The following is a 14,730-nucleotide window of genomic DNA, read 5'->3' on the forward strand; positions in this document are numbered from 1 at the left end:
CCCCATAAATATATTCTATATGTTTAATAAAAACCCTTCAACTTAAAAATAAAGAGGAAAGGCTATTGCTTTTCCTCTATTAATTGATTTAGCTTTTTAATTGCATCACTTATTCCCCCTACCTCATCCATAAGTTTTACTTCAACAGCCTGCTTTCCTATAAGTATCGTACCCATATCGTTTAAAAGTTCATCGGTTTGAAGCATAAGCTCTCTTAGTTTTTCTTCAGAGATACCTGAATTTCTTACAATAAAACTAATAATTCTATCCTGCATTTTTTTAAAGTAGTCAAAGGTTTGGGGTACTCCTATCACAAGACCATTCATTCTTATGGGGTGAACTATCATCGTTGCTGTTGGTGATATATAGGAATAATTTGCTGATACTGCTAATGGAACACCTATGCTGTGGCCTCCTCCAATTACTAAAGAAACAGTTGGCTTTGAAAGGCTGTTAATCATTTCTGCAATTGCAAGCCCAGCTTCTACATCACCTCCAACCGTATTTAATATAATAAGCAATCCTTTAATATTAGGGTTTTCCTCAACTGCAACAAGCTGGGGAATTATATGCTCATATTTAGTTGCCTTAGTTTGAGGGGGAACAGCTATATGACCTTCAATTTGTCCAATTATGTTTAATACATGTATATTGGAAATATGTTCAGGAATTTGTGTGTTTCCTATTTCTTTTAAATTTTCTAATTTTTCATTTTTATTCTCCGCAATATTTTCTTTAATATCTTCATTATCTGATTTAATGCCTTTGTTTATATTATTTTTATGTACCATGATTACACCTCACAATTTATAATAACCTATATTATATTTTAACCATTGAAGCAAAATATAAACAAAAAACAGGCTTATATTAAAGCCTGTTTAAAGATTACAGCTCAAAAGCTTTATGAAGTGCATTTATTGCCTTAACCGTATCTTCTTCCTTAACCAGACACCATATTGTCGTATGGGAATCTGCTGTTTGCAAAACTTTTATCTCATTATCCTTTAAAGTTTTTAATATTTTAGCCATTACTCCTGGTACTCCTCTTATGCCGCTCCCTATAGCTGCAATTTTACTGCAGTTATTTATCATTTTATAATTAAATTTCTTTAAGTCTAATATATATTTAACTCTTTCAGAATCAGAACCATCTATAGTGAAAACTTTATAATTAGGGAAAATATTAATTAGATCAATACTAATACCATAGTCAGCAAGTAAATCAAATAATTCATTATTATCTATTTCATCATCTTCAAAAAAGATACTTATTTGAGTTCTATTAGGCATATGTGTAATTCCGGTAATTAATTTTTTATTATAGCCTTCAGAACTTATTACTGTTCCTTTCGCATTTGACATGGTATTTTTTATTAATAAAGGGACATTCCCTCTCATCGCATATTCAACTGCCCTTGGATGTATAACTTTTGCCCCTTGATCTGCAAATTGAAATACTTCACTATAGTTAATTTTTTCAATTACCTTTGCATCAGGTACTATTCTTGGATCAGCAGTCATAATTCCATCTACATCTGTATATATTTCAATCGCTTCAGCTTTTAGTGCATCTCCTAAAACAGCCCCTGTAACATCGCTCCCCCCGCGGCCGAGAGTAGTAAAATCTCCATTTTCAGTCATTCCTTGAAAACCCGTGACTATAGGAATAATATTCTTGCTTAAAAGTTCTATCAATTTTGATGTTTTAACAGTTTTTATCTCAGCATTTCCAAAATTATTGTCAGTTATTATTCCTGCCTGACCACCAGTTAAAACAACAGTTTTATAGCCTTTCTTTAAGAAAGTTTCAGATAAAACAACTGCTGAAATTATTTCTCCGCAGCACATAAGCAAATCTATTTCCCTTTTATTTGAAGTACTTTTATTTTCTATAAGAGATAATAGTGTATCAGTAGCATAAGGATCTCCTTTTCGTCCTATTGCAGAAACAACTACTACAGGATTATATCCTTTGTTTATTGCTTCAATAACTTTATCGCATACCATTTCTCTTCTTTGTTGTGTTGCAACAGATGTTCCACCGAATTTTTGAACTAAAATTTTCATTTTAAAGCCCCCTTATAGTTGAAAACACATTTAACTAATATTATATTATACAACTATATAGAGGGATTGTGAAAAGATTTATATTTTATGATCAAAAATAATTGTTTTTTCACAGACTTTCATCATATCTTCCCAAGGAATTTCAATGCTTATGTTATCTTTAAAAGAAAATAGTGAGCCTTTGCTTTTATAAACTTGTACACCTACAATATTTCCATTTGTTCTATCAAAAACCATTTCACAATCTCCAAGATAGCCGTATTTATCACCGTTAAATACATTGATGATTTCAAGATTGAGCAAATCAGACATTCTTTTACTCATATTTTTTCCCCCTAATAAATTTATTTATATATTATATTAAAAAAGGGCGGCTTATAGACCAGTTGATCCAAAGCCGCCTCTATCTCTTTGAGTTTTATCAAGTTCATCAACTTCAATTATTTCAGGGATTTCAATTTTATTTATTACCATTTGAGCAATCCTGTCACCTCTGCTAATTATAAAAGGCTTATTTCCAAAGTTTATCATGATTAAATTGATTTCTCCTCTATAGTCGCTGTCAATAGTTCCAGGAGTATTTACAAAGGATATTCCATATTTTAATGCCAAACCGCTTCTAGGCCTTATTTGAGCTTCATAATTTTGTGGAAGTGCGATAGAGATACCAGTAGGTATAATTTTAATTTCCATAGGGTTTATAATTGTTGTTTCTGCTACGTTTGCATAAAGGTCCATTCCTGCTGAACCAGAAGTCATATATTTTGGGATTGGTAAATCCTTTGCATTTTCAAGTCTTTTTATTAAAAGTTTCATATAATGCCTCCTAAAGCATCCTTAAATTTGTACTCATCTACATTACGTCCTACAGCTGCAGCTGAAAATATACCTTCTTTAAAAACAATATCTATTACTTCATTTACATCATCTATTGTAATCATATCAATTTTATTTAGTATTTCTTTAGGTTCAAAAACTTTACCAAGCATAAGTTCAGATTTTCCTAAGCTAAACATTCTGCTGGACATACTTTCAAGACCTAAAATATAATTACCTTTTAATTGCTCTTTTGCTTTAACTATATTATCGCTGTTCATCTTATTTTTAAGCATAGTCTTTATTTCACTAAGTACAAGTTCCATAGCGTTATTTATATATTGCTCATTTAATGCAAAATAAATATTAAAAATTCCCTTATTTTTATATGCTGAAGGAAAGGAATATATAGTATATACATATCCTTCTTCTTCTCTTAATCTTTGAAATAATCTTGAACTTGTTCCAGCTCCAAAATAATTATTTATTGCAAGGAGAGTATAAAGTTTATCGTTCCCAAGTTCTATTCCATTAAGAGTAAGTGCAACATGTATTTGTTCAATATCTTTATTTTTTACTATGATGTCTCTGTTTATAGCTGGATAAGATAATGAAAAATCGAATTTATTATTATTTTTTAAAGTCCCAAATGTATTGTTTAATTTACTTATTAGTTTATCTTCATCAAAATTCCCAGTAATTGATATTACAATATTTTCAGGTATATAAGTTTTATTAAAATAGTTTATTATTTTTTCTCTGTCTAATTCCTTAATTGTTTTATTTGTACCAAGTATAGGATATGATAGGGAATCATTTCCCCATGTTGCTATAGAAAGTATATCTGATACAAGATCCTCAGGAGAATCTTCATACATATTTATTTCTTCCTGAATAACACTTTTTTCTTTTTCTATATCTTGCATTGCAAACTTGGGATTTAAAAGCATATCGCTAAGTACATCAATTCCTACATCAAAATGTTCATCAAGCAATTTTACATAAAAACATGTAGCTTCCTTGCCAGTAAAAGCGTTTATTTGACCTCCAAGTTCCTCTATTTCAGAAGCAATCTGTTTAGCGGTTCTATTTTTTGTACCCTTAAACATTATATGTTCAATAAAATGAGAAACTCCATTATTAGCAGTGTTTTCATATCTTGAACCGCTTCCAATCCAAAGACCTATGCTTATAGAGTTTACATAGGGAATATGCTCTGTAATAACTCTGATTTTACTATCCAATATATATCTTTTGTACATATAATCCTCCCAAATTCAATTAAATAGTTTACATCATTTAAAGCCAACATTTTTATTATAAATAATATAGTTATTTCAAGCAATAATAATAAATACTTTTGTAAAAATTATTGTATACCGATTTAACAAATTTACTATATATAAATCTAAATTTAAATTATATTGTTAATATTACCAATATTTAATTAATATAAACTTATATATAAGATAGTTAACATAATATATATTATGTTATTAATTTTTTAGCAAAATAAAAAAGGCTTTTTATAAAAAGCCCTTTACTATGAGTTGCTTTCTTTTTTTGTGTCCGAATCTTCTTTCTTTATGGCATCTTTTCTTGAAAGATTAATTCTTCCCTGATTATCTATGTCTGTTACTTTAACAAGTATTTCATCACCAATATTTACTACATCTTCAACTTTGTTTACTCTTTCATGTGCTAATTTGGAAATATGCACAAGTCCTTCTTTGCCTGGCAGTACTTCAACAAAAGCTCCAAAGTTAGTTATTCTGTTTACTCTTCCAAGATATATTTCGCCTACCTGTATATCCTTTGTGATACCTTCAATAATCCTTTGAGCTTTTTTGCCGCTTTCAACATCAGGAGCGCATATAAATAATCTTCCATCGTCTTCAATATCTATTTTAACTCCTGTTTCTGCTATAATTTTATTTATGGTCTTTCCTCCTGGTCCAATTACATCTCTTATTTTGTCAGGGTCTATCATCATAGTTATTATTCTTGGCGCATATTTTGAAAGTTCTTTTCTTGGCTCAGAAATAACTTTTAACATTTCACTTAGTATAAACATTCTAGCTCTTCTTGCCTGGTCGATTGCCCTTTTAATTACATCATTTGGAAGACCTGCTATTTTAGTGTCTACTTGTATTGCAGTAATACCTTTTTCAGTTCCTGCAACTTTAAAATCCATATCGCCAAAAAAGTCTTCTATTCCTTGAATATCTGTAAGAACTTCAGCTTCAGTAATATCATCGTTTGTTACAAGCCCCATTGCTATGCCTGCAACTGGTCTTTTGATTGGAACTCCTGCATCCATGAGAGAAAGGGTACTTGCACAAACGCTTGCTTGAGATGTTGAACCGTTTGAACTTAAAACTTCTGATACAAGCCTTATAGTATATGGGAATTCTTCTTCTGACGGTATAACAGGCTCTAAAGCTCTTTCAGCAAGGGCACCATGTCCTATTTCTCTCCTTCCTGGTCCTCTTAAGAATTTAACTTCCCCTGTTGAATATGGAGGGAAATTATAATGATGCATATATCTTTTAAATTCTTCATCTCCAAGACCATCAAGTACTTGAACATCACCTAATGCACCAAGAGTTGCAGCTGTCATAACCTGTGTCTGCCCTCTTTGGAATAATCCAGAACCGTGCGTTCTTGGAAGCATCCCTACATCGCAGTACAAAGGTCTTATTTCTTCAAAGCTTCTTCCATCTGGTCTGCGTTTATCCCTTAGTATCATTGTTCTAACATGCTCTTTCATAATCCTGTACATTACATCATCTATATCTTTTTCAGCTTCTGGGAAAATTTCAGCAAAATGTTCGAATACTTCTTGCTTTACTTCATCAGTTTTATTTTGTCTTTCTTCTCTATCTGTATACTGCAGTACTTCCCAAAGTTTATCAGTACAATATTCTCTAACAGCATTTTCTATTTCATCTGGAACATGATAAAGCTGAGGAACTACTTTTTGCTTGCCAATTTCTTTAGTTATTTCTTCTTGAAATTTAATAATCTCCTGACAAGCATTAAATCCAAACATTATTGCATCATACATAACGTCCTCTGGTATTTCTTTTCCGCCGGCTTCTATCATCATTACTCTTTCTTTTGTTGCACATACTGTTAAATGAAGATCACTTTTTTCTCTTTCCTGCGAAGTAGGATTAATAACAAATCTACCATCAATTCTTCCAACTAAAACTGAACCTACTGGATTGTCAAAGGGTATATCGGATATACACAGTGCAAGAGAAGCTCCGTTCATTGCAAGAAGCTCTGGAGGATTGTCTGGATCTACAGATAATACTGTACAAACAATTTGAACATCATTTCTATATCCTTTAGGAAATAAAGGTCTTAAAGGTCTATCAATAGCTCTTGCAGATAATATGGCTTTTTCAGTAGGTTTTCCCTCTCTCTTAATAAAACCTCCAGGGATTTTCCCAACAGCATAAAGCCTTTCTTCATAATCAACGCTTAATGGAAAAAAGTCAACACCTTCTTTAGGCTCAGGTGATGCATTTGCAGTAACAAGCACTACAGTTTCACCATAGCTTATCATAACCGCACCATTTGAAAGCAGAGCATATTTACCAATATCTGCTTTTAGCGGTCTGCCTTCAAAAGTAGTTTCAAAAACACGATGCATTAATTAACCTCCTTTCAAATTTGAAAACATAAAAGTATAATATGTATGTTTTTTATAAAATCTCTACATAAGCAAGAAGCAGAGATTTATATAAGCATAGTAATTTAATATAAGTTGTTTGAAGAAATATAAATAGTAAAAGAAAATTCCTATCATATGTATTATTTTAAGTATAAATTTAAAAAATTATAAGCTTAAAATAGCTTTAATTAAAAACAAATATACTTAATTATACCATAATTATCATATTGATTGCTAATTTTTTTAAACATCTTTACATATGAAGGGATATGGAAAAATACTTATATAAACAATAAGAGCGGTCTTGCCGCCCTTAAAATGTGTTATTTTCTTATACCAAGTTCATTGATTAAATGACGATATTTTTCAATATCAGTTTTCATTAAATAATTTAATAAACCTCTTCTTTGACCAACCATTTTTAATAGACCTCTTCTTGAATGATGATCTTTCTTATGCTGCTTAAGATGCTCAGTTAAATGATTGATCCTTTCAGTTAAAATAGCAATTTGAACTTCAGGTGAGCCTGTATCTCCTTCGTGTCTTTCAAATTTTTTCATTAATTCTTGTTTTTTTACTTTATCCATTAAAACACCTCCAAATTTTTATAAACGCCTTGAACAAAGCTTTCGCCGGAGATACGATAAACTTTGTACAGGTTACAGTGACTATTATATCAAAAGACTTTTTTAATGTAAACAAAAATTATCTAATTCAAAGTATCTCTTTGCAGTATATATATCATTATAGACCCTTTTTTTAAGTTCTTCAATATTATTAAACTTTACTTCATCACGTATAAACTTTAGAAATTCTATTTTTACATATGAATCGTAAAGGTTTTCGTTTACATTTAATATATGTGTTTCAAGTATTCTTTCTTTGCAATCTAATGTAGGGGCGAAACCTATATTGCTGATGGATGGATACTTTTTTTCATTAATATATGTTTGAGTTATATAAACTCCATTTCTTAAGCAAAGATTTAATGGTATATCTAAATTAGCAGTAGGAAAACCTAATTTATTACCAAGATGCTTACCCTCTATAACTGAGCCATAAAAAAACAAGTTGTATCCGAGCATTTGGTTTGCCTCTTCAATTTTTCCTTCTTCAATTTTTTTTCTTATTTTGCTGCTTGAGATACTTATATTGTTTAAGGTAACCTTTTCAATTACTTTTAAATCGTAATGATATATGTTTTGATATTTTCTTAAAAAATCTACATCCCCTGTTCCAAATCTTCCAAATGTAAAATTATAACCGCAAACTATTGACTTTACATTAAATTGTTTATGTAAACATTCTATAAAATCAATTGGCATAATATTTGCAAATTCAGCATTAAAATCTATAAAAAATACATAGTCAACACCAAGGGATTTAAATATTTGTACCTTTGTTTTGTTATCAGTTATTATTTTTATATTATGTTCAGGTTTTAAAACATTAAAGGGATGCTTATTAAAAGTAAAAACTGCACTTTTAATTTTTTTCGATTTTGCTGATGACACTGCTTCTTTTATTAATTTTTGATGACCTATATGGATTCCATCAAAGGTGCCAAGAGCAATGCATAAATCTTCATCAATTTTAATATTTTGCATCTTATCTTCAATAACAATCATATTTTACACCTTTAAACTAATAATTTCTCAATAAATAAATTATTATTATTGATTTTTCCTATTGCTATAAATAAATCATTTTCAATATATACCTTTACCATTTCATTATTAAGAAATTCTAATGAATTTGATATTGATATATTATTACCATTCATTAATTTAGTATAAAACTTTTTATCTACAAATATTGATTTCATATCTAAAGCATAATCAGCTCTAAACATCTTTTTACTAATATCATCAGGAGTTATCTCAGTTAATAAAATACTATTTTCTAATGAAAACTTTCCAGTTGCAGTTCTTATTAAAAAACTCATATATGCTCTGCAGCCAAGTTTTCGGCCTATATCTCTGCATAGACTTCTTATATAAGTACCTTTAGAACAGCATATCTTAATTATAGCAGTAGGCGGAGTATATTTTAAAATATTGATTTCATAGATAATGACTTCTCTTTCCTTAATTTCAGGAACAATTCCCTGCCTTGCAAGATCATAGGCTCTTTTACCATTAATTTTAACAGCGGAGAAAATAGGGGGAACCTGCTTGATTCTTCCCTTAAAACTTTCTACTACAGATTTAAAGGTATTATAGTCAATAATTTCACAATTCATATCGTACTCAAATAACTTTTTCCCATACTTATCACAAGTATCGGTTTCATTTCCAAGGGTTAATTCACAGATATAAGTTTTTTTATCATTCATAATGTAATCGACTATTTTTGTAGCCTTACCAAGACATATAGGAAGCACTCCACAAGCATTAGGGTCTAAAGTACCAGTATGCCCAACCTTTTTTTCTTTTAATGTTCTTTTAACATATGATACAACATCTTGTGAAGTCATACCAGGAGGTTTTAATACATTAATTATACCATTCATTTATGTCCCACTTCCAAAACATCTTTAAGGGCATCTAAGATTTTATTTTTAGCTTCAGAAATACTCCCTTCAATTGTACATCCAGCAGCTCTTATATGACCTCCACCATTAAAATAAGCGGCTATTTTGCTAACATCAACATAGTTTTTAGATCTTAAACTAACTCTGCATTTAAAATCATTTATCTGCTTTATAAATACTCCAACTTCAGCAGTATCTATATTCCTTGCATAGTTAATGAATTCATCGGCATCATTTTCTTTTGCATTGCATTCTTCAAGTAATTTATATGGCATAGTTAAAACTGCAACTGTATCATTAAAGTAAACCTCTAAAGTAGATAATACTTTCTCTAAAAGTTTGGTCTGAGATAATGTTTTTGAATCATAAATTCTGCTGTAAATGTCTGAAAAATTAATGCCTGTATTTATTAAATCACCTACTATATTGAAGGTCATCGACGTAGTATTTGAATATTTAAATCCGCCAGTATCTGTAAGAATCGAAGTATAAAGACACATAGCAGTAGTTTTACTTATATTATATCCGTTTATTTTAAGAATCTGGTATATTATTTCTCCAACGCTTGATGCATTTGAATCTACATAATTTACATCGCCAAATAATGTATTGGATATGTGATGATCAATATTTATGACTATATCGCTGCAGTTTAATAATGATTTTAATTCCCCAAGTCTTAAAACATCGCCGCAATCCAGTATAATCAGGCAGCTGTATTTGCTGCCTGTATTATATCTTTTTATATTATCGTATCCTGTTAAAAAAGAATATTTCTCTGGAAGAATATCATCTACAAAAAGATCCACTGACTTTCCAAAATCTTTTAGTGTATTGAATAAGCCAAGCATTGAACCTATACTATCTCCATCAGGGGATACATGGGATACTATTGCAAAATCATCATAATCCTTTAAAATATGACCTATTTTATTTAGTATCATCATGATTAATCTCTTTTAATATATTTGATATATGCATCCCATGTTCGATTGATTTATCGATTTCAAAAACCATTTCGGGAATATATCTTGCTTTTAGTTTACTTCCAACTTCTTTTCTTATATATCCCGATGCACTTTTTAGGCCTTCAATACATTTTTCTTTTTTATCAGCATCTCCTAATACACTGACATAAACCTTTGCGTATCTTAAATCTTTAGTAACATCAACATGGGTTATGGAGGTAAGCATTGGAATTCGTGGGTCTTTAAGCTCGTTTTGAATTATGTTGCTGACTATTTTTCTAATTTCTTCTGACAATCTTGATGTTCTGTCAAAACCCATATAAAACACCTCTATTAATCTCTTTTAATTTCTTCCATTGTAAATGCTTCGATTATATCTTCTTCCTTAATATCATTAAATTTTTCAATTGTGAGTCCACATTCAAAACCTGATGCTACTTCTTTAACATCATCTTTAAAACGTTTTAAAGATGCAAGCTTTCCTTCATATATTACAATTCCGTTTCTAATTACCCTGACGCTATTGTTTCTGTTTATTTTTCCATCTTCTACATAACAGCCTGCAATTGTACCTATTGCTGAAACTTTAAATGTATTTCTAACTACAAGCCTTGCTGTTATAACTTCCTTATATTCAGGCTCAAGCATACCTTTCATTGCTGCTGTTATGTCATCTATTGCTTCGTATATTATTCTATATGTTTTTATTTCAACCTTTTCCTTTTCAGCAAGCTGCATAGCCATAGGCTCAGGTCTTACATTAAATCCAATTATAAGAGCATTTGAAACTGAAGCAAAAGTTACATCTGTTTCAGTTATAGCTCCAACGCCGCCGTGAATTACATTTACCCTGACTTCGCTGTTAGAGAGCTTTTCTAATGACTGCTTTATCGCTTCTACAGAACCTTGTACATCTGCTTTTACTATAATGTTTAAATCCTTTACTTTGCCTTCTTGAATTTGGCTGAATAAATCCTGTAATGATACTCTTGAAGTACTTGCATAATGGTATTCTCTTTCCTTAGTTTTTCTAATTTCAGATATTTCCCTTGCTGTTTTTTCATCAGCTACACAATACATTATATCTCCTGCATTAGGAACTTCTGAAAATCCAAGGACTTCAACAGGTATAGAAGGAGATGCGGATTTAACTTTCTTTCCTTTATCATCAATCATTGCTCTAACTTTTCCAAAGGCTGTTCCTGCTACAATGCAATCCCCAGTTTTAAGCGTTCCTTTTTGTACAAGAACAGTTGCAACAGGCCCTCTCGATTTGTCAAGTTTAGCTTCAATTATAGTACCTTTTGCAGTCCTATTTGGATTCGCTTTTAATTCCTGCATTTCTGCAACTAATAATATCATTTCAAGAAGATTATCGATACCTTCTTTAGTTCTAGCAGATACTGGAACGCATATTGTATCGCCGCCCCAATCTTCAGCAATAAGACCATATTCAGTTAATTCCTGCTTTACTCTATCTGGATTAGCTCCGTTTTTATCTATTTTATTTATAGCAACTATAATTGGAACATTAGCAGCCTTAGCATGATTTATTGCTTCAATTGTTTGAGGCATAACTCCATCATCTGCCGCAACAACAAGTATAGCAATATCAGTTACCTTTGCTCCCCTTGCTCTCATGGCAGTAAAAGCTTCATGACCAGGTGTATCTAAAAATACGATTTTATTATCGTCTATATCTACAGTATAGGCTCCTATATGCTGAGTTATACCACCAGCTTCAGTATCTGTAACCCTTGAATGCCTTATTGCATCAAGAAGAGAAGTTTTACCATGGTCAACATGCCCCATAACAGTTACAACCGGAGGCCTTGGAACTAAATCCTTTTCATTATCTTCATAATCGTTTATAAGCTCTTCTTCTTTTTCTTTTTTTGCTTCTTTTTCAAGGATAATGTTGTACTGCTCAGCGATTTTTTCTGCTACTTCAAAGGTTATTTCATGATTTATTGAAACCATTACTCCAATAAATATAAGCTTTTTTAATACTTCAGAAGCTGGTTTTTTTATTTTTTTTGCAAAGTCCCCAACCTTAATGCTCTCTGGTATAACTACGATTCCTATTTCATCATCTTCTTTCAAATCTTCTTGTTTGTTATTTGATTTTTTATTCTTTTCAATTTTTGTAGATTTTTTTCTAATTTTTTCAAATTTAACATCTAAATATTCTATATCGTCTAAATCTTCAAATTCATCATCAATCATTTCATCATCTTTATTTTCTTTTTCATCAATGCTTTTGTTTAAGGATTTATCATCACTTAAAGTATTTCCTTTATTATTCATCTTTTCCTTTAGTTCTTCGATAAATTCTATTACTATATTTGCCTCTTCACCTTCAATTACACTCATATGATTTTTAACTTCTAAACCGAATTCTTTATTAAGAATTTCTATTAAATCTTTACTTGTCATGTTTACCTGTTTGGCCAATTCATAAATTCTAATTTTTGGCACTAAAATCACCCCCATTATTATTTTGGATCTTTTTTATTAAGCCCTTTGCAAAGTTCAAATCGTTTATTGCCAAAACTGCTCTATTTAGTTTTCCTATATTTTCTCCTAACATTTGCTTATTACCAAAAATAATAAATGGTATATCATTTTCGTTTGAAAGTTTTATAAATTTATTTTTTGTATTTTCACTTGCATCTTCGGCAATAATTATTAAATGACATCTACCTTTTTTAATACTATTTTCAACGCTTTCATCACCAGAAAACAATTTCCCTGATTTTTGTATAAGACCGATAAATGAATATATATTATTTATCTGCATCTGATAGCGCCTCTTTCAATCTTTCATACAAATCATCAGAAATTTTAGTTTCAAAGGTTTTTTCAAATCTTTTTGCTTTAACGCATTTCTCAAAGCAGTCTATATTCCTGCAGATATATGCACCTCTTCCAGGGGCTTTACCTGTTAAATCTATTTTAATTTCACCCTCTTTATTTTTTACAATCCTTATTAGCTCCTTTTTAGGCTTCATTTCCTGACAGCCAAGGCACATTCTTTGAGGAATTTTTTTTACTTTCACTGCATATCATCTCCTTGCTCAAAAGCTCCTGATTCTGTTTGAACTTGAGATTGACTTTTTATATCTATTTTCCATCCTGTAAGTTTTGCTGCAAGTCTTGCATTTTGACCTTCTTTGCCAATAGCTAAGGATAATTGATAATCAGGTACAACTACCCTCGCACTTTTTTCTGCCTCATTAACTTCAACGCTTACCACTTTTGCAGGGCTTATAGAGTTTGCAATAAATTCAGCAGGGTCTTTACTCCACTTTACTATATCTATTTTTTCGCCTTTTAGTTCATTAACTATATTTTGAACTCTGACACCTTTTGGCCCTACGCATGCCCCTGTAGGATCTACGTTTTCATCCTTTGAATAAACTGCAATCTTGGTTCTATAACCAGCTTCTCTTGATATACTTTTTATTTCAACTGTACCATCATATATTTCCGGTACCTCAAGCTCAAAGAGCCTTTTAATTAAACCTGGATGAGTTCTTGATATAACAATATTAGGTCCTTTAGGAGTCTTCTTAACTTCTACAACATAAAATTTAAGTATGTCTCCATGATTATATTCTTCATTTGGCATCTGTTCATTTGGAGAGAGCAAAGTTTCAGTTCTGCCAATATCAACAAGAACGTTCTGCTTTTCTTTTTTTTGTACAACTCCTGTTATAAGGTCATTTTCTTTTTCAATAAATTCTTTATATATTATTTCTCTTTCTGCTTCTCTAATTTTTTGTATTACGCTTTGCTTGGCTGTTTGAGCTGCAACCCTTCCAAAATCCTTTGGAGTAACTTCGATATCAACAATATCTCCAATGTTATATTTTATGCTTATTTTTCTTGCATCTTCAAGGCTTATTTCAAGAAGATTATCATAAACATCTTCAACGACCTCTTTTTGAGCATAAACATGAATATCACCCGTATCCCTGCTTACTGTTACCTTTACATTCTGAGATGTTCCATAATTCTTTTTATAAGCTGAAACAAGGGCAGCTTCTAAAGCAGTAAATATTATTTCTCTGTCGATTCTTTTTTCTTTAACAAGTTCTTCTAATGCTTCAATTAATTCAACTGTATTCATAATAGTCCCTCCTTATAAAGCACTTAATTTTACAACCGAAACTTTATTTTTATCAATATGAAGTTCTTTTCCATTAAAAGAAACAATAATATCATTTCCTTCAAGTCCTAAAAGCGTACCTTCAATTATTTTTTTACCATCTATAGCTGCAAACAATTTTATTTTTACTTTCTTACCCTTATGCTTTTCAAAATCAGTGTCTTTTCTTAATGGCCTTTCAATTCCAGGTGAGGAAACTTCGAGATAATAACTGCACTCTATAGGATCTATTTCATCAAGCTTGTTGCTTATTATTCTGCTGACATTTGAACAGTCATCAATGGTTATACCGCCTTCTTTATCGATATAAATTCTAAGATACCATTCATTATGTTCTTTTACAAATTCCACATCAACAAGTTCGTAGTTAAAACTATTAACAATTGGAATAGATAGTTCATAAACTAATTTTTCTATTGAAGAAACATCCATATATTATCCACCTCTTTCTTTTTTCTATTATTTGTTATAATCAAACTGTTATGCACAA

The 14,730-nt window shown here is 30.7% G+C and carries 16 protein-coding genes; all 16 read right to left on the reverse strand.

All coding sequences use genetic code 11. The features are described from left to right. Window positions 1-62 precede the first annotated feature (62 nt). Window positions 63-791, reverse strand: coding sequence for a ClpP family protease (locus B5D15_RS06345; protein WP_078696279.1), 729 nt, complete (start codon window positions 789-791; stop codon window positions 63-65). A gap of 97 nt (window positions 792-888) precedes the next feature. Next, window positions 889-2,070, reverse strand: a complete 1,182-nt coding sequence (gene dapG / locus B5D15_RS06350) for an aspartate kinase (RefSeq protein ID WP_078696280.1) — start codon at window positions 2,068-2,070, stop codon at window positions 889-891. A 78-nt stretch (window positions 2,071-2,148) separates the two neighbouring features. Then, window positions 2,149-2,394, reverse strand: coding sequence for a YlmC/YmxH family sporulation protein (locus tag B5D15_RS06355; RefSeq protein ID WP_078696281.1), 246 nt, complete (start codon window positions 2,392-2,394; stop codon window positions 2,149-2,151). Window positions 2,395-2,445: 51 nt separating this feature from the next. Next, window positions 2,446-2,886, reverse strand: a complete 441-nt coding sequence (gene dut / locus B5D15_RS06360) for a dUTP diphosphatase (protein WP_078696282.1) — start codon at window positions 2,884-2,886, stop codon at window positions 2,446-2,448. Continuing rightward, complete coding sequence (locus B5D15_RS06365) at window positions 2,883-4,148, reverse strand: M16 family metallopeptidase (RefSeq protein ID WP_078696283.1); 1,266 nt, start codon at window positions 4,146-4,148, stop codon at window positions 2,883-2,885. Before B5D15_RS06365 ends, dut begins: the two co-directional genes overlap by 4 nt. Window positions 4,149-4,429: 281 nt before the next feature. Continuing rightward, entirely contained in the window at window positions 4,430-6,547 is a 2,118-nt protein-coding gene (locus B5D15_RS06370) for a polyribonucleotide nucleotidyltransferase (protein WP_078696284.1), read from the reverse strand. A gap of 344 nt (window positions 6,548-6,891) precedes the next feature. Beyond that, window positions 6,892-7,155, reverse strand: coding sequence for a 30S ribosomal protein S15 (rpsO, locus tag B5D15_RS06375; RefSeq protein WP_078696285.1), 264 nt, complete (start codon window positions 7,153-7,155; stop codon window positions 6,892-6,894). Window positions 7,156-7,257: 102 nt separating this feature from the next. Further along, window positions 7,258-8,196, reverse strand: a complete 939-nt coding sequence (locus B5D15_RS06380; protein ID WP_078696286.1) for a bifunctional riboflavin kinase/FAD synthetase — start codon at window positions 8,194-8,196, stop codon at window positions 7,258-7,260. An 11-nt stretch (window positions 8,197-8,207) separates the two neighbouring features. After that, on the reverse strand, window positions 8,208-9,080 hold the full coding sequence (gene truB, locus B5D15_RS06385) for a tRNA pseudouridine(55) synthase TruB (RefSeq protein ID WP_078696287.1): 873 nt from the start codon (window positions 9,078-9,080) through the stop codon (window positions 8,208-8,210). Continuing rightward, window positions 9,077-10,048, reverse strand: coding sequence for a DHH family phosphoesterase (locus tag B5D15_RS06390; RefSeq protein ID WP_078696288.1), 972 nt, complete (start codon window positions 10,046-10,048; stop codon window positions 9,077-9,079). The genes truB and B5D15_RS06390 overlap by 4 nt, the downstream gene beginning before the upstream one ends. Next, window positions 10,032-10,388, reverse strand: a complete 357-nt coding sequence (gene rbfA / locus B5D15_RS06395) for a 30S ribosome-binding factor RbfA (protein ID WP_078696289.1) — start codon at window positions 10,386-10,388, stop codon at window positions 10,032-10,034. Before rbfA ends, B5D15_RS06390 begins: the two co-directional genes overlap by 17 nt. 14 nt (window positions 10,389-10,402) lie before the next feature. Beyond that, window positions 10,403-12,505, reverse strand: a complete 2,103-nt coding sequence (infB, locus tag B5D15_RS06400; protein WP_423236570.1) for a translation initiation factor IF-2 — start codon at window positions 12,503-12,505, stop codon at window positions 10,403-10,405. Window positions 12,506-12,533: 28 nt separating this feature from the next. Then, window positions 12,534-12,869 (reverse strand): L7Ae/L30e/S12e/Gadd45 family ribosomal protein, encoded by a 336-nt coding sequence (locus tag B5D15_RS06405; RefSeq protein ID WP_078696291.1) that lies wholly within the window; start codon window positions 12,867-12,869, stop codon window positions 12,534-12,536. After that, window positions 12,856-13,128: an RNase P modulator RnpM gene (gene rnpM, locus B5D15_RS06410; protein WP_078696292.1), complete on the reverse strand. Its 273-nt coding sequence runs from the start codon at window positions 13,126-13,128 to the stop codon at window positions 12,856-12,858. The genes B5D15_RS06405 and rnpM overlap by 14 nt, the downstream gene beginning before the upstream one ends. Then, window positions 13,125-14,201, reverse strand: a complete 1,077-nt coding sequence (gene nusA, locus B5D15_RS06415) for a transcription termination factor NusA (RefSeq protein ID WP_078696293.1) — start codon at window positions 14,199-14,201, stop codon at window positions 13,125-13,127. The genes rnpM and nusA overlap by 4 nt, the downstream gene beginning before the upstream one ends. A gap of 12 nt (window positions 14,202-14,213) precedes the next feature. After that, window positions 14,214-14,672 (reverse strand): ribosome maturation factor RimP, encoded by a 459-nt coding sequence (locus B5D15_RS06420; RefSeq protein ID WP_078696294.1) that lies wholly within the window; start codon window positions 14,670-14,672, stop codon window positions 14,214-14,216. Window positions 14,673-14,730: the final 58 nt, after the last annotated feature.

Origin of the sequence: Caloramator quimbayensis (assembly GCF_900167605.1) — a bacterium.
Taxonomy (GTDB): Bacteria; Bacillota; Clostridia; order Clostridiales; family Caloramatoraceae; genus Caloramator_B; species Caloramator_B quimbayensis.

Coding starts and splice junctions, on each gene's coding strand:
- B5D15_RS06345 (WP_078696279.1), bottom strand. CDS start 791: ATGGTACATAAAAATAATATAAACAAAGGCATTAAATCAGATAATGAA.
- dapG (WP_078696280.1), bottom strand. CDS start 2,070: ATGAAAATTTTAGTTCAAAAATTCGGTGGAACATCTGTTGCAACACAA.
- B5D15_RS06355 (WP_078696281.1), bottom strand. CDS start 2,394: ATGAGTAAAAGAATGTCTGATTTGCTCAATCTTGAAATCATCAATGTA.
- dut (WP_078696282.1), bottom strand. CDS start 2,886: ATGAAACTTTTAATAAAAAGACTTGAAAATGCAAAGGATTTACCAATC.
- B5D15_RS06365 (WP_078696283.1), bottom strand. CDS start 4,148: ATGTACAAAAGATATATATTGGATAGTAAAATCAGAGTTATTACAGAG.
- B5D15_RS06370 (WP_078696284.1), bottom strand. CDS start 6,547: ATGCATCGTGTTTTTGAAACTACTTTTGAAGGCAGACCGCTAAAAGCA.
- rpsO (WP_078696285.1), bottom strand. CDS start 7,155: ATGGATAAAGTAAAAAAACAAGAATTAATGAAAAAATTTGAAAGACAC.
- B5D15_RS06380 (WP_078696286.1), bottom strand. CDS start 8,196: ATGATTGTTATTGAAGATAAGATGCAAAATATTAAAATTGATGAAGAT.
- truB (WP_078696287.1), bottom strand. CDS start 9,080: ATGAATGGTATAATTAATGTATTAAAACCTCCTGGTATGACTTCACAA.
- B5D15_RS06390 (WP_078696288.1), bottom strand. CDS start 10,048: ATGATGATACTAAATAAAATAGGTCATATTTTAAAGGATTATGATGAT.
- rbfA (WP_078696289.1), bottom strand. CDS start 10,388: ATGGGTTTTGACAGAACATCAAGATTGTCAGAAGAAATTAGAAAAATA.
- infB (WP_423236570.1), bottom strand. CDS start 12,505: ATGACAAGTAAAGATTTAATAGAAATTCTTAATAAAGAATTCGGTTTA.
- B5D15_RS06405 (WP_078696291.1), bottom strand. CDS start 12,869: ATGCAGATAAATAATATATATTCATTTATCGGTCTTATACAAAAATCA.
- nusA (WP_078696293.1), bottom strand. CDS start 14,201: ATGAATACAGTTGAATTAATTGAAGCATTAGAAGAACTTGTTAAAGAA.
- B5D15_RS06420 (WP_078696294.1), bottom strand. CDS start 14,672: ATGGATGTTTCTTCAATAGAAAAATTAGTTTATGAACTATCTATTCCA.